The 17,206-nt window shown below is 28.3% G+C and carries 20 protein-coding genes, 2 pseudogenes and 1 other annotated feature; of the genes and pseudogenes, 18 read left to right on the top strand and 4 right to left on the bottom strand.

The genetic code is table 11. The features are described from left to right. Positions 1 to 80: 80 nt before the first annotated feature. The 13 genes and pseudogenes from rpmJ to ASHG_RS06770 all read left to right on the top strand — a co-directional run bounded on the left by rpmJ (position 81) and on the right by ASHG_RS06770 (position 9,015). Positions 81 to 194 (top strand): 50S ribosomal protein L36, encoded by a 114-nt coding sequence (gene rpmJ, locus ASHG_RS06825; protein WP_004818043.1) that lies wholly within the window; start codon positions 81 to 83, stop codon positions 192 to 194. Between the two features lie 11 nt (positions 195 to 205). Further along, on the top strand, positions 206 to 547 hold the full coding sequence (gene rpsM, locus ASHG_RS06820; RefSeq protein WP_040398524.1) for a 30S ribosomal protein S13: 342 nt from the start codon (positions 206 to 208) through the stop codon (positions 545 to 547). 8 nt (positions 548 to 555) lie between these two features. Continuing rightward, on the top strand, positions 556 to 960 hold the full coding sequence (rpsK, locus tag ASHG_RS06815; RefSeq protein WP_040398519.1) for a 30S ribosomal protein S11: 405 nt from the start codon (positions 556 to 558) through the stop codon (positions 958 to 960). Positions 961 to 972: 12 nt separating this feature from the next. Further along, complete coding sequence (rpsD, locus tag ASHG_RS06810) at positions 973 to 1,566, top strand: 30S ribosomal protein S4 (RefSeq protein WP_040398518.1); 594 nt, start codon at positions 973 to 975, stop codon at positions 1,564 to 1,566. A 33-nt stretch (positions 1,567 to 1,599) separates the two neighbouring features. Beyond that, entirely contained in the window at positions 1,600 to 2,556 is a 957-nt protein-coding gene (locus ASHG_RS06805) for a DNA-directed RNA polymerase subunit alpha (protein WP_040398517.1), read from the top strand. Between the two features lie 9 nt (positions 2,557 to 2,565). Then, a complete protein-coding gene (gene rplQ, locus ASHG_RS06800; RefSeq protein ID WP_040398515.1) occupies positions 2,566 to 2,907 on the top strand; it encodes a 50S ribosomal protein L17 in 342 nt (113 codons plus the stop codon). Positions 2,908 to 3,086: 179 nt separating this feature from the next. Next, positions 3,087 to 4,187 (top strand): PP2C family protein-serine/threonine phosphatase, encoded by a 1,101-nt coding sequence (locus tag ASHG_RS06795; protein WP_040398513.1) that lies wholly within the window; start codon positions 3,087 to 3,089, stop codon positions 4,185 to 4,187. Beyond that, the gene (deoC, locus tag ASHG_RS06790; protein WP_040398512.1) at positions 4,177 to 4,818 is read left to right on the top strand and encodes a deoxyribose-phosphate aldolase; all 642 of its coding nucleotides are present in this window, start codon (positions 4,177 to 4,179) and stop codon (positions 4,816 to 4,818) included. The genes ASHG_RS06795 and deoC overlap by 11 nt, the downstream gene beginning before the upstream one ends. Continuing rightward, positions 4,819 to 6,264: an alpha-amylase gene (locus tag ASHG_RS06785; RefSeq protein WP_040398511.1), complete on the top strand. Its 1,446-nt coding sequence runs from the start codon at positions 4,819 to 4,821 to the stop codon at positions 6,262 to 6,264. It begins immediately after the preceding gene. 5 nt (positions 6,265 to 6,269) lie between these two features. Beyond that, the gene (locus ASHG_RS06780) at positions 6,270 to 6,857 is read left to right on the top strand and encodes a ribonuclease H1 domain-containing protein (RefSeq protein WP_040398510.1); all 588 of its coding nucleotides are present in this window, start codon (positions 6,270 to 6,272) and stop codon (positions 6,855 to 6,857) included. 65 nt (positions 6,858 to 6,922) lie between these two features. Then, positions 6,923 to 7,000, top strand: a pseudogene (locus tag ASHG_RS09590) (maltose acetyltransferase domain-containing protein); the annotation flags it as partial. Positions 7,001 to 7,249: 249 nt separating this feature from the next. Continuing rightward, a pseudogene (locus tag ASHG_RS09585) lies at positions 7,250 to 7,357 on the top strand (DapH/DapD/GlmU-related protein); the annotation flags it as partial. A gap of 287 nt (positions 7,358 to 7,644) precedes the next feature. Next, positions 7,645 to 7,855: a binding site (T-box leader), on the bottom strand. Between the two features lie 281 nt (positions 7,856 to 8,136). After that, positions 8,137 to 9,015 carry an alpha/beta hydrolase gene (locus tag ASHG_RS06770; RefSeq protein WP_084689297.1) on the top strand — a complete coding sequence of 293 codons (879 nt, stop codon included), beginning with the start codon at positions 8,137 to 8,139 and terminating at the stop codon, positions 9,013 to 9,015. 31 nt (positions 9,016 to 9,046) lie between these two features. Here ASHG_RS06770 and ASHG_RS06765 read toward each other — a convergent pair whose 3' ends face one another. Further along, the gene (locus ASHG_RS06765) at positions 9,047 to 9,601 is read right to left on the bottom strand and encodes a DUF3783 domain-containing protein (protein WP_040398507.1); all 555 of its coding nucleotides are present in this window, start codon (positions 9,599 to 9,601) and stop codon (positions 9,047 to 9,049) included. A gap of 102 nt (positions 9,602 to 9,703) precedes the next feature. Between ASHG_RS06765 and ASHG_RS06760 the strand changes: the two genes are divergently transcribed. Genes ASHG_RS06760 through ASHG_RS06750 form a run of 3 tightly spaced genes read left to right on the top strand, consistent with a single transcriptional unit; the run spans position 9,704 to position 11,444 of the window. Then, a complete protein-coding gene (locus tag ASHG_RS06760) occupies positions 9,704 to 10,189 on the top strand; it encodes a coiled-coil domain-containing protein (RefSeq protein WP_040398506.1) in 486 nt (161 codons plus the stop codon). A 56-nt stretch (positions 10,190 to 10,245) separates the two neighbouring features. Beyond that, positions 10,246 to 10,644, top strand: coding sequence for a phage holin family protein (locus tag ASHG_RS06755; protein ID WP_040398504.1), 399 nt, complete (start codon positions 10,246 to 10,248; stop codon positions 10,642 to 10,644). Next, a complete protein-coding gene (locus tag ASHG_RS06750; protein WP_040398502.1) occupies positions 10,641 to 11,444 on the top strand; it encodes an N-acetylmuramoyl-L-alanine amidase in 804 nt (267 codons plus the stop codon). Before ASHG_RS06755 ends, ASHG_RS06750 begins: the two co-directional genes overlap by 4 nt. Positions 11,445 to 11,485: 41 nt before the next feature. Here ASHG_RS06750 and ASHG_RS06745 read toward each other — a convergent pair whose 3' ends face one another. The 3 genes from ASHG_RS06745 to ASHG_RS06735 form a co-directional block, all read right to left on the bottom strand. Further along, the gene (locus ASHG_RS06745) at positions 11,486 to 12,127 is read right to left on the bottom strand and encodes an SdpI family protein (RefSeq protein WP_040398501.1); all 642 of its coding nucleotides are present in this window, start codon (positions 12,125 to 12,127) and stop codon (positions 11,486 to 11,488) included. Beyond that, positions 12,117 to 12,392: an autorepressor SdpR family transcription factor gene (locus ASHG_RS06740; protein WP_040398500.1), complete on the bottom strand. Its 276-nt coding sequence runs from the start codon at positions 12,390 to 12,392 to the stop codon at positions 12,117 to 12,119. Before ASHG_RS06740 ends, ASHG_RS06745 begins: the two co-directional genes overlap by 11 nt. A 131-nt stretch (positions 12,393 to 12,523) precedes the next feature. Then, on the bottom strand, positions 12,524 to 15,232 hold the full coding sequence (locus tag ASHG_RS06735) for an ABC transporter ATP-binding protein/permease (RefSeq protein ID WP_040398498.1): 2,709 nt from the start codon (positions 15,230 to 15,232) through the stop codon (positions 12,524 to 12,526). 97 nt (positions 15,233 to 15,329) lie between these two features. Here ASHG_RS06735 and ASHG_RS06730 point away from each other — a divergent pair, with 97 nt between their 5' ends. Together ASHG_RS06730 and ASHG_RS06725 are read left to right on the top strand one after the other, a co-directional pair. Then, the gene (locus ASHG_RS06730; RefSeq protein WP_040398496.1) at positions 15,330 to 16,352 is read left to right on the top strand and encodes an alpha-amylase family protein; all 1,023 of its coding nucleotides are present in this window, start codon (positions 15,330 to 15,332) and stop codon (positions 16,350 to 16,352) included. A gap of 20 nt (positions 16,353 to 16,372) precedes the next feature. Next, on the top strand, positions 16,373 to 17,047 hold the full coding sequence (locus tag ASHG_RS06725) for a hydrolase (protein ID WP_040398495.1): 675 nt from the start codon (positions 16,373 to 16,375) through the stop codon (positions 17,045 to 17,047). The last annotated feature ends 159 nt before the right edge of the window (positions 17,048 to 17,206 follow it).

Genomic DNA, 17,206 nt, shown 5'->3' with positions numbered 1-17,206 from the left:
AACTAAGTGAGCAAAGCTAGAGAAAGCTTTTAGTTGACTATTTGATAAACAAGTTTTAGATAAAGAAAGAGAGAACGATAATGAAAGTTAGAGCATCAGTAAAAAAAATGTGTGATAAATGCAAAATTATCAAAAGAAACGGAAAAGTTATGGTAATTTGCGAAAATCCAAAACATAAACAAAGACAAGGTTAAGGAGGTATTAGATGCCAAGAATAGCTGGTATAGACTTACCTAGAGAAAAAAGAGCAGAAATAGGATTAACTTATATTTATGGTATAGGAAAATCTTCAGCACAAGAAATATTAGAAAAAGCAGGAATTAATCCTGATACAAAAATGAAAGACCTTACAGAAGGTGAACTAGGAAAAATTCGTGAGATACTTGATGATTACACAATCGAAGGTGACTTAAGACGTGAAGTATCAATGAATATCAGAAACCTTAGAGAAATTAATTGTTACAGAGGAATTAGACATAAAAAAGGTCTACCTGTAAGAGGTCAAAATACAAAAAATAACGCAAGAACTAGAAAAGGAAGACATTAGGAGGAGATATGGCAGCAAAGACTAGAAAATCTTCTGCTAAAAGAGGTAGAAGAAGAGTTAAAAAGAATGTCGAAAGAGGACAAGCTCATATCAATTCAACATTCAATAATACAATGGTAACTTTGACAGATGCACAAGGTAATGCCTTATCATGGGCTAGTGCTGGACAATTAGGTTTTAGAGGATCAAGAAAATCTACTCCTTTTGCAGCACAAGAAGCAGCATTAGAAGCAGCTAAAAAAGCTATGGTATATGGTTTAAAAAGTGTAGAAGTATTTGTTAAAGGACCAGGCTCAGGAAGAGAATCTGCAATCAGAAGTTTACAAGCAGCAGGTCTTGAAGTAACAATGATAAAAGACGTAACACCAATTCCTCACAATGGTTGTAGACCACCTAAGAGAAGAAGAGTTTAATAAGGAGTGACTATGGCAGTAAGCAGAGATCCAATTTTTAAAAGATGTAGAAGCTTAGGAATAAGCCCAGCATATTTAGGATATTCAGGAGAATCTAAAAGATCAAACTCTAATCAAAGAAGAAAACTCAGTGAATATGGTATGCAACAAAGGGAAAAACAAAAAGCTAAATTCATCTACGGAGTAAGTGAAAAACAATTTAGAAGTTATTATGAAAAAGCTTCAAAAATGAAGGGACAAACAGGTGAAAACCTAATAATCCTTTGTGAAAGAAGACTTGACAATATAGCATTTAGATCAGGACTTGCTAGAACTAGAAGAGAAGCAAGACAAGTTGTAACACACGGACATTTATTATTAAATGGTAAAAGTGTTGACATCCCATCAATTCTTGTAAAAGAAGGAGATGTTATCGAAGTTAAAGAAAAATCTAGATCAAGCCAATTATTTAAGGCTATCAAAGAAACAAATCAATCATTCGGTATAGTTTCATGGTTAGATTCAGATTTAGAAAACTTAAAGGTAAAAGTTACAAACTTCCCAACAAGAGAAGATATTGATATACCTGTAGAAGAACGTATGATTGTTGAGTTCTATTCTAAATAGAATTAGTTAAATTGTTAGAACTAAGGAGATACAATGATAGAAAAATTAGATACAAAAATTGAAATTTTAGATATAGACGAAGAAACTAATTACGGAAAGTTTGTCCTATATCCACTCGAAAGAGGCTATGGTACAACCATAGGAAACAGTATGAGAAGGATGCTTTTATCATCCTTACCTGGTTCTAGCGTCTCAAAGATTCTTATAGACGGGGTACTACACGAATTTTCTACAATTCCTGGAGTTGTGGAAGATGTACCTGAATTAATATTAAATATCAAAGGTATTGATATAAAAAAACATACTAAAGAAGATCTAACTCTATTTTTAGATATAGAAGGTCCAAAAATTGTTACAGCAAAAGATATAAAAACAGATGCCCAAGTTGAAGTAGCAAATCCTGATCATTATCTTGCAACAGTTAATGATAAAGGAAGATTATTCATAGCACTTGATGTTACTGACGGTAAGGGATATAGAGTTGCTGAACAAAATAAAAAGGATACAGATCCTATAGGAGCAATTGCAATAGACTCATCATTTACACCAGTTAAAAGTGTAAACTTTACAGTAGAAAATACTAGAGTTGGTGAATCTACAGATTATGATAAATTAATCCTTGAAGTTTGGACTGATGGAACAATCACTCCGCAAGAAGCCTTATCTGAAGGAGCTTCAATTTTGATGGAAGATATTAGATTTTTCAAAGATCTTCCTGGTCAACAATTCCCACCAGAAGTTGAGGAAGAAGAAGTTGAAGAAATTGAAGATGACGATGATAATCAAGTAGAATTATCTAAAACTATTGAAGAATTAGATCTATCATTAAGATCATTCAATTGTCTAAAAAGAGCAGGATATAATACTGTTGGTGAGATAATAGAAAAAAGTGAATCTGAACTAAAAGATATTAAAAACTTCGGTAAAAAATCTTTAGATGAAGTTATAGATAAAATCCATAGTTTAGGACTTAACTTAAGAGAAGAATAGGAGGATATGATGGCTAATAAAAGAAAGCTTGGTAGAAGAACTGATCATAGAAATGCCTTACTTAGAAATCAAGTAACTTCTTTGTTAGACAATGGTAGAATTACTACTACCCTAACAAGAGCAAAAGAAACTCAAAAAATGGCTGATCGTATGATTACATTAGGAAAGAAAAATACTCTTCATACAAGAAGACAAGCAGCTCAATATATATATAAACCATCTACAGTTCAAAAATTATTTGGTGAAATAGCACCAAATTATGAAGATAGAAATGGTGGATATACTAGAGTATTAAAACTTGGACCAAGAAAAGGCGATGGTTCTGAAAGAGCAATTATAGAATTAGTATAATTAACTTACTCTATAGCATCTTATGAAAATAAGGTGCTTTTTTTTATGCTTATTTTTATATTTTAATAAATGAAATTATTTTTATAAATTTTAGATTAATTTTTTATTATGATAAAAATTGAAAATATGGCTCATAAATGTTAACATTATAAGAGAATAAATGTTAAAAAGAGGTTCATATGGGTAAGGAAAAAATAGAAAAATTTAGAGATGATAATTTCTATGTGTTAAACTCAATGGATGATTGGGTTAGAATACTCGATAAATATGGCAGAATTGTCTTTATAAATGAAAAAATGAAAAGAGATATTCACCTTGATAGATCACTCATTGAGCAAAATATTGATGCTGATAAACTTAGCGAAAAATCGGATATTTTTAAAAGTACTACAATTGAAGAAGAAAGACTTATTAATGGAAAATATTATTCTATTAAATCTTCACCACTTTATAATAATAATGAATTTGTAGGTATAATAGAAGTTTATAGGGACATTACTAGTGAGTCTAAGATGAAGGTTGATCTTTTTAATGCGAATAGAAAGATGCTTGAAGATATTAGGTTTGTTAGAAAAATTCAAACAAATATTTTGCCTAAAAATAAGAGATATGGAGATATAAAACTTGAAGGTAGGTATATACCTTCTAATGATGTTTCTGGTGATTTGTTTGATATTATAAAAGTAGATGATGATAAATACGCCTTTTATATAGCAGATGTTATGGGACATGGTGTTAAATCTTCTATTATGACTATGTTTGTAAAATTATCAATTCAAGCTATTTTTGAAAGACATATTGACTATTCTCCAGGCCAAGTCCTAAAGAAATTAAGAGAAGGATTTGTAAAACTTGATATGAACTCATCCCAATATTTTACAGTATGGATTGGAATTTTTGACTGCAAAAATAATACCCTTACCTTTTCAAATGCAGGTCACAATTGCCCACCTCTTCACTTAATACATAATAAAAATTATGTGGAGAAACTTGTAGTTTCTGGAAGAATGATTTCAAATATAATAGAGCAAAATATTTATCAAGAAGTAACTATAAACCTAAATCCAAAAGATAGAGTTTTATTTTATACAGATGGAGTTACTGAAAGTAAGGATATTGATAAAAATGAATATTCTGTTGAAAGATTGATGAAAATTTTGAAAAAAAATAAGAAACTAGATTTTATTTTAAGTGATTTAGAAAATTTCACTTGGGGAGAACAAGATGATGATATTAGTCTTGCCTTAATTGATTATAAAGGAGAATTAAATGAAAATTAATCGATATATTGATCACACTTTATTAAAAGCTGATGCCACAAAAGATCAAGTTAAAAAAATTGTTGAAGAGGCTAAGGAATACGAATTTAAGTCTGTATGTGTAAATTCTTCTTATGTTTCTTTTATTAGAAATATGGATAAGGATATAAGGATCACATCAGTAATTGGCTTTCCTTTGGGAGCTATGACTACAAAGTCTAAGGTTTTTGAAGCAGAAGATGCTATAAAAAACGGTGCTGATGAAATTGATATGGTAATTAACGTTGGAAGACTTAAGGATAAGGACTATGATTATATCCTTAATGATATAAAAGAAGTTAAAAAGGCTTGTGGGGATAAAATATTAAAAGTTATTATTGAAACTTGCCTTCTTGATAATGAGGACAAAATTAAAGTATGTGAGATTTCCAAAGAAGCTGGAGCTGATTTTGTAAAAACTTCTACAGGATTTTCTACAGCTGGAGCAAAAAAAGAAGATGTGGCTCTTATGAGAAAAACTGTTGGACAAGAAATGGGAGTTAAGGCAAGTGGAGGAATCCATACTTATGATGAGGCAATGGAAATGATTGAGGCTGGAGCAAGTCGACTTGGTTGTTCAGCATCTATTGATATAGTAAAGGGAGAAAAATAAATGAGTGACGTTATGATGCAAGCCTTCGAGTGGGACAGTCCCGCTGACGGAGGCTATTATAAATTTTTAAAAGAAAATGCAAAAAATATAAAAGATGCAGGAATAGATGCTCTCTGGCTTCCACCAATGTGTAAGGGTGGAGGAGACCAAGATGTTGGATATGGAATTTATGACTTGTGGGATTTGGGAGAATTTGACCAAAAGGGCACAGTCAGGACTAAATATGGAACAAAAGAAGAACTTCTTGAAGCCATTGATGAACTTCACAAAAATGAAATAAAAGTTTATGCCGATGTTGTTTTAAATCACAAAGGAAATGCTGATTTTGAAGAAGAATTTATGGCAAGAATGGTAGATCAAAACAACAGAGAAAAAGATGTATCAGAAGATATGAAAATAAAGGCTTGGACAGGTTTTAATTTTCCTGGAAGGGCTGGTAAATATTCTGACTTTGTATGGCATTATTACCATTTTACAGGTGTTGATTATGATGCAAATACCGATACAAAGGCTATATTTAGGATCCTTGGTGATGGAAAATATTGGGATGATGGTGTAAGTGATGAAAAGGGAAATTTCGATTACCTTATGAATGCTGACATTGACCATTCTCACCCAGAAGTAAAAGAAGAAATTTTTAAATGGGTTGATTGGTTTATGGATCAAACTGGTGTTGATGGTTTTAGATATGATGCTTTAAAACACATTTCTGATGAATTTATTTATGATCTATCCAAACATATTATGGAAAAAAAGAAAGATGATTTTTATCTTCTCGGTGAATACTGGCAATATGATGAGGGCCAAATTGATGGATATTTGGATGATACTGATTGGAAAATAGATTTATTTGATGTACCTCTTCATTTTCATTTCCAAGAGGCAAGTAAGTCCAATGGAAATTATGATATGAGAAATATTTTTAATAATACCATAGTTAAGAATCATCCTTTACAAGCAGTAACTTTTGTAGATAATCACGATTCACAGCCAGGACAATCTTTGGATTCTTGGGTAGATGATTGGTTTAAAGAAATTGCCTATTCTTTGATATTATTTAGAAAAGATGGTTATCCTTGCATATTTGCAGGAGATTATTATGGACTTAAAGGCGAAATTAAAAAAGATCCATTAAAAGAAATGATAGATAAGATGCTTGATGTTAGAAAAAAATATTCTTTTGGAAGTCAAGATGATTATTTTGATAATCCTCAAGTAGTTGGATGGGTTAGAAGAACTGATGATAAAACTTCTTCTCTTGCAGTTTTGATTTCTATTGGAGATATGGCAGAAAAACAAATGTTTGTTGGAGAGGAAGAAGCAGGGAAAACCTACATTGATCTTTCAGGAAATAACAAAAACGAAGTTACAATCGATGAAAATGGAAATGGAATTTTTAATGTTGGACCTGGCTCAGTTTCATATTGGGTAGCAAAGGAAAATTAAAATAAATGAAATATTACGCAGTAAAAAAAGGCAGAAATCCTGGGATATACACATCCTGGGATTTGTGTTTAAAAGAAGTAAAAGGATACAAGGGAGCAATATATAAATCTTTCAAAAAAAAAGAAGATGCTGAAGATTTTTTGGAAGAGAAAGAAATTGAAATAAAGGCTGATAAAGATTCAGTAATAGCCTATATTGATGGGTCTTATTCAAAAAAAGATAAAAAATATGGAGTGGGAATAGTTTATATTACTGATGAAAAAATTGAAGAAATTTACAAGGATTTTGATGACGAATTTCATATCCACAGAAATGTTGCAGGCGAAGTAAAGGCAAGTGTCGGAGCAATCAATAAGGCAATAACCGATGGTAAAAAAACAATTTATATCCATTTTGACTACCAAGGAATAGAATCATGGGCTAAGGGAAATTGGAAGAGAAATAACGAGCTTACAAAAAGATACTACGAATTTTTCCAAAAAGCAAAGGAAAAAATCGATGTACATTTCATAAAAGTAAAGGCCCACTCAAATGACAAATACAACGATATGGCGGATGCTTTGGCAAAAAAATCTTTGGGAATAGAATCATGAAAGAATTAGAAAAAATGCTTAAAGGCGAGCTTTATAATGCAAATTATGATGAAGAAATATAAAAAATAAGGCAACAATCCCAAGATTTGTGCTATGAATTTAACCAAACAAGGTCATCAAATAAAAAAAAACGAGAAGAAATAATAAAAAAATTAAAAATAAAAACAAAAGAAAATTTCACTATAGAAAGTCCATTTTTTTGTGATTATGGTTTTAATATAGAAGTAGGAGAAAATTTTTATGCAAATCATAATTTGATAATATTGGATTGTGCTAAGGTAGAAATTGGAGATAATGTATTTATAGGACCAAATGTTACAATTACAACAGCAGGTCACCCACTTGATTATAAAAAAAGAAATGAGGGTCTAGAATATGCCTACAAGATAAAAATTGGAAATAATGTGTGGATAGGGGCAAATGTAGTAATAAATCCAGGAGTAAAAATAGGAGATAATACAGTAATAGGATCTGGATCTGTAGTTACAAAAGATATAAAAGAAAATTCTCTAGCTTTTTGAAATCCATGTAAGGTTAAAAAAGAAATAAATGTTGAATAAATAAAGATTTACTATAATATTGATTATGAAAATGCAAAAAAAGCCTATGATAATGCTAAAAAATCTTTGGAAGATATTCAAAAGAAAATAATTAATAAAAAAACAAACCTAGTAGATAATCTACTAGGTTTATTTTTTTATTTTATATATTTTAGGTAATTTGAGCGTTTATCAGTGGTCTATAAGTAATTCTTAAAAAAACTTGATAATAAAAAAACGCCCCATCAAAAAGGGACGATAATAAACGTGTTGCCACCCTAATTCGCAAATAAAATTTGCCTCATTAGCTAGACCTAAACGCGGTTAACGGGAAGCTTATGAATTATACTTCCAACTATTCCAAGTCTCTGTTCAATTAAAATAATTATAGTTTCTTCCAGCAAACGAAACCTCTCTGTGATTAATTTTTCTAATTTACTTACTCTTCTAAGTGATGGTAGAATCATACCATGATTTTTTTTACTTGTCAAATTTCTTTACAATTATTTTATCTAATCACTTCTAGATTATAATACAGAATATTTTATTTTTTATAAATACAAATAAATTTATAAATTTTTATACTGAAATGTAAAGTATAAGTAAAATTTTATACAAGATTGTAGGTTAAATATGAAAATTCATGTATAATAAAATTAATTTAAGGGGGATTTTATGAAAAAAAATTTAAAATATTTGGATCATTATTTTTAATTATTATAATTATTACAAGTCTTGGTATGGGATATTTTATAGGAAATGAAACTTTTAAAGGACTCACAAATATAACCCCAAGAGAAAAAACTGTAAAAAATATTTCTATGTATGAAAATGAATATAAAAAATTTGCTAAAAATAAAAAAATAAAAGAAATTAAAATTAAATCATCAAAATTTGATCATGAAATTCCTGGTATATTTGTTAAAAATAAAAATGCAAAAAATATTGCAGTAATGGTCCATGGACTTGGTGGTACAAAATATTCAATGTATAGTCAAGGTCAAGGACTTTATGATTTGGGTTTTAGTCTTTTAATATTTGATCAAAGAAATTCAGGTGAAAATTTAGCAAAATATTCTACTTTTGGAGTATTAGAATCTTATGATTGTCTAGATTATTTAGAATATGCAAAAAAAATTGTTAAAAATGAGGGGAAAATTCTTTTATATGGAGAATCTTATGGAGGGGCAAGTTCAATTATTGCTGCAAGTCGTAACGATAGTCTTATAGATTATATGATCTTAGATTGTCCGGTTTCCGATTCCAACGAATTTTCTGATAAAGTTTTTGAAAAGGTAGAAAAAAATCAAGGAATACCACAAGCCTTGATGAAATTTACTGGAAATATTTTCTTAAAAACAAAACTTGGCTTTAGTTTAAAAGATATAGATACAAGAAAATGGCTAAAAAATACAAAAATTAAATGTCCAGTACTAATAATAAATTCATATTCAGATAAAGTTACCCCATATCATATGGGAGAAGATATCTATAAGGCTATAAATACCAATAAAAAAGAAATTTATACTTCCAAAGAAATTCCACATACAAAATTTGCAGAAAGTGAACCAGAAAATTTTAAAAATATTATTTCTAAATTTCTAAAAAAATATAAATAAAAACTCTTACAAATTAATGTAAGAGTTTCTATTATAATTTTTCTACCAAATTTTTAATTTTATCCCTATATTTCTTAGCGATATTTATATCAAAATCTTCTCCAGCTTTTTGGAAATATTGGTTTAGATCCTTTACTGATTTTGCTATTTGGGGATTTTCTTCTCCACTTTCTTCTTTTATTTTTCTTGCTTTTGACAAATACCCATTAATTTCTTCTACAATTTGCATAGTTTTGTGTTCCTGATCGTTTTCTTCCAATAAATATCTAAGTGTCCACTTAATATTTGTTGGTGTAATTCCAGCTTTGTGTTCAATAACAACGCCTTCAGCTCTCATCTTATCGATAAAGTCAAATAATTCTTTTTGTTCAAAATCCTTAAAAAATGCAAAAGTAAAATCATATTGGTCAAGGTGTTCGCCCTTTGATTCTATTTTTTCGTATCCTTCAATTTCAGCAAGATATCCAACCTTTTGATTAACATCTTCCATTCCTATTAATTTTAATTTTACATTTTCCTTTTCACATAAAATTTTTAATTTTTCTTTTTCTATATCATTAGCGTTAAATAAAATAATTAATGCCATAAACTCTCCTTTTCTTTTTTTCATATTTTATCTTATACCCAAAAAGATTATTTACCAACAATGGGTATAATATATTATAAAGATAAATTAGGGGAGAGTTTTATGAAAGATTTTAAATATGAAAATGATAAGATAAAAGAAATTGATAAATTACTTGATGAAGCAAGAGATGCTCTTGGAGTTTTGCAAAGGGCAACAAAGAGAGTAGGAAAAGCTTCTGATTATTCTTTTACTGGACTTGTTGGAAGAAATATGCTTGGAGATTTTTTAAGATCTAACAAAAATAATTCTATAAATAAAGCAATTGATAGGAGCCAAGACGTTCTTTTGAGTCTTCACTCAAATTTATTAACATTTGATCCAAAACTTGCATCAATTATTGATCTTCCTTATAAACTTAGTCAGTTTTCTAGACCTAGAAATCCTATTTCAGATATGAAATTAAGAATTGATATGAGAAAAAAGAAATTGGATATTCAAAAATCTGAGAAAAAACTTATTACTCTTATCAAAAAACTTTCAAAAGAAAGATCTAAGGAAATTAATAAAATTAAAAAAGAAATAGAACTTAAGGCTTTTGAAGATTAATAATTTAGGGACATTTTCACCTTTCTACTTATATATAAGTGGGAGGTGATTTTTTTATGGAAAAATTCAAGGAAGTCTTTGCTTATATATTTACCATGCTTGGATCTTTTTTGGGATTTTATTTTGGTGAAATTGATGCTTTTGTTTATAGTCTTTTATGTTTTGTAATAGCAGATTATATGACAGGGATTTTAAGGGCAGGAGTAGATGGAAAACTTTCTTCAAAAATTGGTTTTAAGGGTATTGCTAAGAAAATTATGATTTTTATTATTGTTGGAATAGGAAATTTGTGTGATAAAAACCTAATTAAATCTGAACCAATGATTAAAACTGCTATTATATTTTTTTATATAGCAAATGAGGGAATTTCTATTTTGGAAAATTCCCTTGCTCTTGGTTTACCAATTCCAATGAAATTAAAAGTTTTATTAGAACAATTTAAGGAGGAAAAATGACAAATAGTAAATTAATTGATGATATAATTTTATCACCAAACCATAGTGGGCTAAGAAATCAAAAAATTACAAAAATTGCCATCCATCATGCAGCAGGAATAATTAAAGGTAGAGACTTGGCAAAAATTTTTCTTCCAAGACAAAGACAAGCTTCTGCAAATTATAATTTAGGATCAGATGGGGTTATTGTTTTGGGTGTAGATGAAAAAAATAGAGCGTGGACAAGTTCTTCTTCATGGTGTGATAATCGCGCTATCACAATTGAAGTTGGAAATTCTACAAGAGGGCCAAATTGGGAAATTTCAGATTTTGTTTTAGATAGGTTGATTGATTTGGTGACAGATATTTGCAGGAGAAATAATATTTATCCTTGTTCTTATACTGGAAATAAAAAAGGAGTGTTGCAAAAACATGAATGGTATGCAAGTACAAATTGCCCGGGCCCTTACCTTGGTAAAAAATTTTCTTATATTGCAAATGAAGTAAATAAAAGACTTTGTAAAAATAATAACTCAAACTTATATAGGGTTAGAAAATCTTTTAAAGATGTTAAAAGTCAAAAAGGAGCTTTTAAATCCTTAGATAATGCTAAAAATTGTGCTAGAAAATATAAATTGAAAGTATTTGATAATTATGGAAATGAAATTTATCCAAGAAAAAATAATAAACCAATTGACATACTTGCAAGAGAAGTTATAAGAGGCGATTGGGGAAATGGAAATGAGAGGAAAAAAAGATTGACACAGGCAGGATATGATTATTATGCCGTACAAAGAAGGGTTAATCAGATTTTAATCTAAGAAAAAAGCATTGGACTTTAGGTTCAATGCTTTTTTTGTATTTAAATTCCATTTTTGTAAAGATAAAAAGAATAAATTGTTGGGATAATACTTGTTACTGCTAAAATTATAAATATATAGTAATTTTTTCCAATAAATGGATTTATTAAAAATAAAATTCCACCCAGAATAAATAAATATCCTGCAAGTCTATGAGTTTTATTCCAGTTTTCGTCGCTATTTAAGGTCCAAGGAATTTTTATTCCTACTGTGTAATTTCTTTTTGTTTTTGGAAGATAATTTCCCATAACTATTAAAAGAAAACCAACAAATACTGAAACTATTACCATAACATTTATTTTTTTATCTAAACCATAAAAAACACTTATCATATAAGTTATAAGTAAAATGAGTGGAACAGTAGCTTTTCCAATTAATATTATAAGCTTATTTACATTCTTGTTTTTTGGGTCGTTATCAAGCATAAAGCATGAAAAAATATTTAGAAAAATTAAAAACATTGGAGTTTTTATAAAGGCGCTGAATTTACTAGAATAATCATCAATTTCATTGTTAATATTCCAATGTGTTGGTATAGTATCTGGCATTTTTTTATAAAATATGATGTTTACTAGGGCAAATAAGATAATAGTAAAAATTACAGAAATTATACTTTCTTTTTTAAATTTAATTTTATTTTTCATTTTCTACTCCTTTAAATTTAACAAACCAAGCCATTATTTCCTCAAAAATACTTGTGTTTAGCTCATAATAAATAAAATTTTTCTTTTTTGTTTCATAAATTAAATCTTCATTTTTTAATAGTTTTAAATGGTGAGAGATGGTTGCCCTTGATAGGTCAAAATTTTCAGCAATTTCTCCTGCATTCATAGATCCTTTTTTTCTCAATAAATTTAATATTTCAATCCTAACAGGATCTGATAAGGCTTTAAAAGTATCGGAAAACAAAATATCACAACCTTTCAATCTATTTTGATAATTATCTAAATAGTTATTTATATTATAAGATTTAAAATAAAAAAAGTCAAATCTATTTTGAAAAATATCTAAATAGATTTGACTTAAATTATTTTTAACTTTTATTCACTTTGCAAAGCTTCAACTGGGTCTTTTTTAGCTGCTATTGATGATGGAATAATTCCTGCAAGTAGGGTTAGTAAAACTGAAATTATTACAAGAATTATACCAGCTTTTATAGGAAGTGATGACTTAATGTAGGAAATATTTGTCATATTTTGTATGATTTTACTAATTGGAATATTTAAAAGACTTGTTACAATAACTCCAAGAAGTCCAGATAATAATCCTTCCATAAAAGTTTCTGATAAAAATACTTTTCTAATATCTTTTTTGCTAGCTCCAATTGATCTTAAAATTCCTATTTCTTTTGTCCTTTCTAAAACGGAAATATAGGTTATTATTCCAATCATTATTGATGAAACAACGAGAGAAACGCCAACAAATGCAATTAGAACATAAGAAATTGCATTTATTATTGTTCTTATTGATGAGGTTAAAAGACCTACAAAATCTGTGTAGTGAATTTTATCTTTTTCTTTTTTATTTTTGTTAAAATCATCAATTATTTTTTTTACCTTGTCCCTGTTTTCAAAATTTTCCACATAAATTTTTATTTCAGATGGGGTATTTTTGGAAACATAACCAAAATCTTCTAGGTTATTTTGGTAAGAATTTGATGAAAGCTCTTCATCATATAATTTATCCAAAACCTTATCTTCAGGATCTTTTAGGAAAAGTCCAATTATATCCATATTTTGTCCTTGATTTTGACTTGGTTTATTCATAGAACTCATTGATGCTTTTTTGATATTTTCTTTTAATTTATCAGAATTTGCTAGCAAAAATGATTGGGCTTTTAATTTTTGGTCAGGGTCTAAATTTTCAAGATATGATTTACTTGCCTTTCTTTTTTCATCCTCATTTTTTGCCTTAAAGGCAATATTGTTTAAAATATTAATGTCTTTATTATTTTCTTGGTCTTTTACAATTTGAGACTCTCCTGCTCTTTTTATCATTTGGTCAGTAAATTTTGATGTAAAACCAAGAGGGGCAGTGTTTGTTTGATTTGTTTCGCTATCTTTTTTTGCCCTGGCAATTCCCACTATTTTTATTTTATATGCATTTTCAATTATCTTTTTCTTTTCGTTGTCATCTTCTTCTATATTTTTATACTTATTATTTTCTTTTTTATAAAAATCAGCTGGAATTAAGGCCTTAAATTCATGACCTAAAAGATCTTTTGTTTTTATTTTTTTATTGTCAAGTTTAATTTTATCTCCATCTTTCATTTTAGTTAAAATGTTTTTGTAGTCTTTTTTTGGTAAAATTCCAAGCTCATACAAACTTTCCCTATCAATAGAATTATTCTTATCTGTAAATAAAACTAATTCGTTGGCATTTTCTGGCCATTTTCCACCTATTAAATCATATTCTTCTTTTACAATATTTGAAATTGATCCATCCTTGTTAGAAATTATTTGTCTAAAATTTTTATGCTCGCTTGATCCCATATTAAAAATTGTAGGGCTATTTGATGAAAACATTTCATTCTCGTCATCTTTAAAATCGGATCCGTCTGTATTTATAAGATTTCCATCCTTATCTTTTCCATATATTTGTAAATTTAAATTGTAAATATAATTTGTTGAGTGTTTTCCAATTGTCTTACTTAAATTTTTCTTATCTAAGTAAGCCTTAAATGGTGATAGGTTATTTTCTGAAATTGATGATGTTAGGGTTGATTTCCTTTTTAAAATATCATTGTTTGCCAAAATATTTTTATCATCTTTTTTGTGATTTTCATCATCAGCAGGATCTCTCATAAAATTATCCCCAAGATTTAGGCTTTCTTCCTTTATTTCTATGGGATAAGATTTTAATGTTTTTCTTTGACTTTCCTTTATAAAATCATCTACCCCATTTGATAGGGATAGAATTAAAGCAATTCCAATAATTCCGATTGATCCTGCAAAGGCTGTAAGAATTGTCCTAGCTTTTTTTGTCAAAAGATTATTAAAAGAAAGTTTTAAGGCTGTTGGGAGAGATAGAGATAATTTTTTGGTTTTAAATTCATCTTTTGTTTTTTCTTCTTCATATGGATTTGAATCCGATAAAATCTTCCCATCTTTTAATCTTACAATTCTTGTAGAATATTTTTCTGCCAATTCTGGATTATGGGTTACCATAATTACAAGTCTGTCTTTTGAAACTTCTTTTAACAAATTCATAATTTCCTTTGAAGTTTCTGTATCAAGAGCCCCTGTAGGTTCATCGGCAAGAATTATTTCTGGATTATTCACAAGGGCACGGGCAATAGCAACTCTTTGCATTTGTCCACCTGATAATTGGGCAGGTTTTTTATAAATATGATCAGATAGGCCTACTTTTTCCAAGGCTTTTTTTGCCAAATCTTCCCTTAATTCTTTCTTTTCGCCTGAAAGAGTTAAGGCGAGTTCTACATTTTTTAAAATGTTTTGATGGCCAATTAGGTTATAGGATTGAAAAACGAAGCCGACCGACCTGTTTCTATAATAATCCCAATCCCTATCCTTAAATTTTTTGGTAGACCTACCATCTATTATCAAATCTCCTGATGTATAATTCATAAGTCCGCCTATTATATTTAAAAGGCTAGTTTTTCCACCACCAGATGGGCCTAGAATTGAAATAAATTCATTTTTTCTAAATGAAATATTTATATCATCAAGAGCTTTTTGTTCACTTTCTCCTGTTTTGTATATTTTACTAATATTTTTAAGCTCTAACATATTATTCCTTTCTCTAATTATATTTATTTATTATACTAGAAATTTATGTTTTGAATATTTAGATATTAAAAATATAATGTAAATATAAAGGAGAATTATGGGTGATATTTATTATTTAACTTATCCAAAAAAATTTAATAAAGATAAGTCGAATCTAGGTTTTTTGGATATCTATGATCTTGATTCAAGATTTATGATAGGAAAAATTTTGGGTGTTGATTATATAATAATTGAAGATATTTTTGAGTATTATGAGAAAGATTTTATAAATTATTTTCAAATAAATAAATTATTAGGACAAAGACGCGATTTTGAAAATCAAATTTTAAAAGCTCACGAACTTGGATTAAAAATAATATTGAGAATAGATTTAGAAAAAGTTTTAAATAAAAATCAAATCACAAATATAATGAATTTTTGGAAAGAAAGATTCATAGATGGTTTTTTCCTTGATAATAGTGAAAATTTTAAAAGCATTTTTGAATATTTAAAAAAATATGATCTAAAGATTATAGTTAATACTCACAAAGAAGACAATATTTATTTTCCTAGTGTTAATTTATCTAAGAATCTTAAAAACATTAATTTAAAATCTTACATTTTAGATAAAAATAAATATGATAAAGTTTTTGCCTTAAATCAAGATCTAGGATTTATTTCGGAAAAGTTTCTAGATTTTAAACATTTTCACACATATTGTGCAAAACTTTTTGCTATCATATCTATATTAAGAAAAGAAAATATTTTTATAAAAGAAGGTGAGGAGACCCTTTTTAATATTGGAGGAATTATTCTAAATGATAGAAAAGAAATATTTGATTTTTACAAGAAATTAATTTTATTAAGGTATAATTATATTGATATATTAAAAGGTGGATATTTTCCATTAAATTTCAAAGATAAAGATGTTTTAGCTTACCTATATTATAAAAATAATAAAGCTTTTATTATTATTAATAATTTGTCCCAAAAAAATATTTTATTAAAATTACCAAGTTTTTTGGATGTCAGAAATGCAAAATTTGTAGTTGGAAATATTTCTAAAAGAGAAATTTTTGAAAATATTAACTTAAGATCTTACGAATCTTTTGCCTTTACCTGTCCAATAGTTGGAATATAAATTAAAAAAAGGAGATAATCATGGAAGAAAAAATGAAAAAATTTGTACCCCAAGTACACTCAAAACTAAGGAAATCATTTATAACGGTGCCAGAGGAAATTTACAGGGCAAGTGGGATAAAAATTTATGAAAAAAGAATAAAATCTCTTTTATTTACAACAGACCTTGCCATAATTAGAAATACAAATGCAGATTCTATAATGGCAGTTTATCCTTACACACCACAAAATACAATTGCCCAATCAATAATTTCTACGGCATCAGTTCCATGTTTTATTGGTGTTGGAGGAGGAACAACTCAAGGAGCAAGGTCAAAATATATTGCTTTTGATGCAGAACTAGAAGGAGCCTATGGTGTTGTTGTAAATTCTCCAATCCCAAACAAGGACATTAAAGCAATTTCAGAATTTGTAGATATTCCTGTAATTGCAACTGTAACAGGTTTTAAAGATGATGTAGTTGGAAAAATAGAAGCAGGGGCAGAAATTTTAAATGTATCTGGTGGTCCAAAAACTCCAGAGCTTGTAAGTGAAATTAGAAAATTAATTGGAGATGAATTCCCAATAATAGCAACAGGTGGCAAAAAACCAGAATCAATTTTAAAAACAATAAAGGCAGGAGCAAATGCCATCTCCTACACAGCACCTTCATCTGCAGAAGTTTTTGAAGAAATGATGGATAAGTATAGGAAGTAGGATTGATTTTTTTAAAAGTCTTAATAATTAAAAAATATTTAGAATGAAAGTCCTAAGTTAATCAAAGAGCTCTCTCGACTACTAAAACTTATTTGAGTTACAAACTTTTCCGTGTTTTCACACTAGTTTTAGGGATAAATGTGCCAAATTAAGGCACAT

Source organism: Anaerococcus senegalensis JC48, assembly GCF_000321005.1.
GTDB lineage: Bacteria > Bacillota > Clostridia > Tissierellales > Peptoniphilaceae > Anaerococcus > Anaerococcus senegalensis.
This window is presented reverse-complemented; position numbering and strand designations above follow the sequence as displayed.

Coding starts and splice junctions, on each gene's coding strand:
- ASHG_RS06750 (WP_040398502.1), top strand. CDS start 10,641: ATGACAAATAGTAAATTAATTGATGATATAATTTTATCACCAAACCAT.
- deoC (WP_040398512.1), top strand. CDS start 4,177: ATGAAAATTAATCGATATATTGATCACACTTTATTAAAAGCTGATGCC.
- ASHG_RS06760 (WP_040398506.1), top strand. CDS start 9,704: ATGAAAGATTTTAAATATGAAAATGATAAGATAAAAGAAATTGATAAA.
- ASHG_RS06730 (WP_040398496.1), top strand. CDS start 15,330: ATGGGTGATATTTATTATTTAACTTATCCAAAAAAATTTAATAAAGAT.
- rpmJ (WP_004818043.1), top strand. CDS start 81: ATGAAAGTTAGAGCATCAGTAAAAAAAATGTGTGATAAATGCAAAATT.
- ASHG_RS06725 (WP_040398495.1), top strand. CDS start 16,373: ATGGAAGAAAAAATGAAAAAATTTGTACCCCAAGTACACTCAAAACTA.
- rpsD (WP_040398518.1), top strand. CDS start 973: ATGGCAGTAAGCAGAGATCCAATTTTTAAAAGATGTAGAAGCTTAGGA.
- ASHG_RS06765 (WP_040398507.1), bottom strand. CDS start 9,601: ATGGCATTAATTATTTTATTTAACGCTAATGATATAGAAAAAGAAAAA.
- ASHG_RS06770 (WP_084689297.1), top strand. CDS start 8,137: ATGGGATATTTTATAGGAAATGAAACTTTTAAAGGACTCACAAATATA.
- rpsM (WP_040398524.1), top strand. CDS start 206: ATGCCAAGAATAGCTGGTATAGACTTACCTAGAGAAAAAAGAGCAGAA.
- ASHG_RS06795 (WP_040398513.1), top strand. CDS start 3,087: ATGGGTAAGGAAAAAATAGAAAAATTTAGAGATGATAATTTCTATGTG.
- ASHG_RS06780 (WP_040398510.1), top strand. CDS start 6,270: ATGAAATATTACGCAGTAAAAAAAGGCAGAAATCCTGGGATATACACA.
- rpsK (WP_040398519.1), top strand. CDS start 556: ATGGCAGCAAAGACTAGAAAATCTTCTGCTAAAAGAGGTAGAAGAAGA.
- rplQ (WP_040398515.1), top strand. CDS start 2,566: ATGGCTAATAAAAGAAAGCTTGGTAGAAGAACTGATCATAGAAATGCC.
- ASHG_RS06785 (WP_040398511.1), top strand. CDS start 4,819: ATGAGTGACGTTATGATGCAAGCCTTCGAGTGGGACAGTCCCGCTGAC.
- ASHG_RS06755 (WP_040398504.1), top strand. CDS start 10,246: ATGGAAAAATTCAAGGAAGTCTTTGCTTATATATTTACCATGCTTGGA.
- ASHG_RS06745 (WP_040398501.1), bottom strand. CDS start 12,127: ATGAAAAATAAAATTAAATTTAAAAAAGAAAGTATAATTTCTGTAATT.
- ASHG_RS06735 (WP_040398498.1), bottom strand. CDS start 15,232: ATGTTAGAGCTTAAAAATATTAGTAAAATATACAAAACAGGAGAAAGT.
- ASHG_RS06805 (WP_040398517.1), top strand. CDS start 1,600: ATGATAGAAAAATTAGATACAAAAATTGAAATTTTAGATATAGACGAA.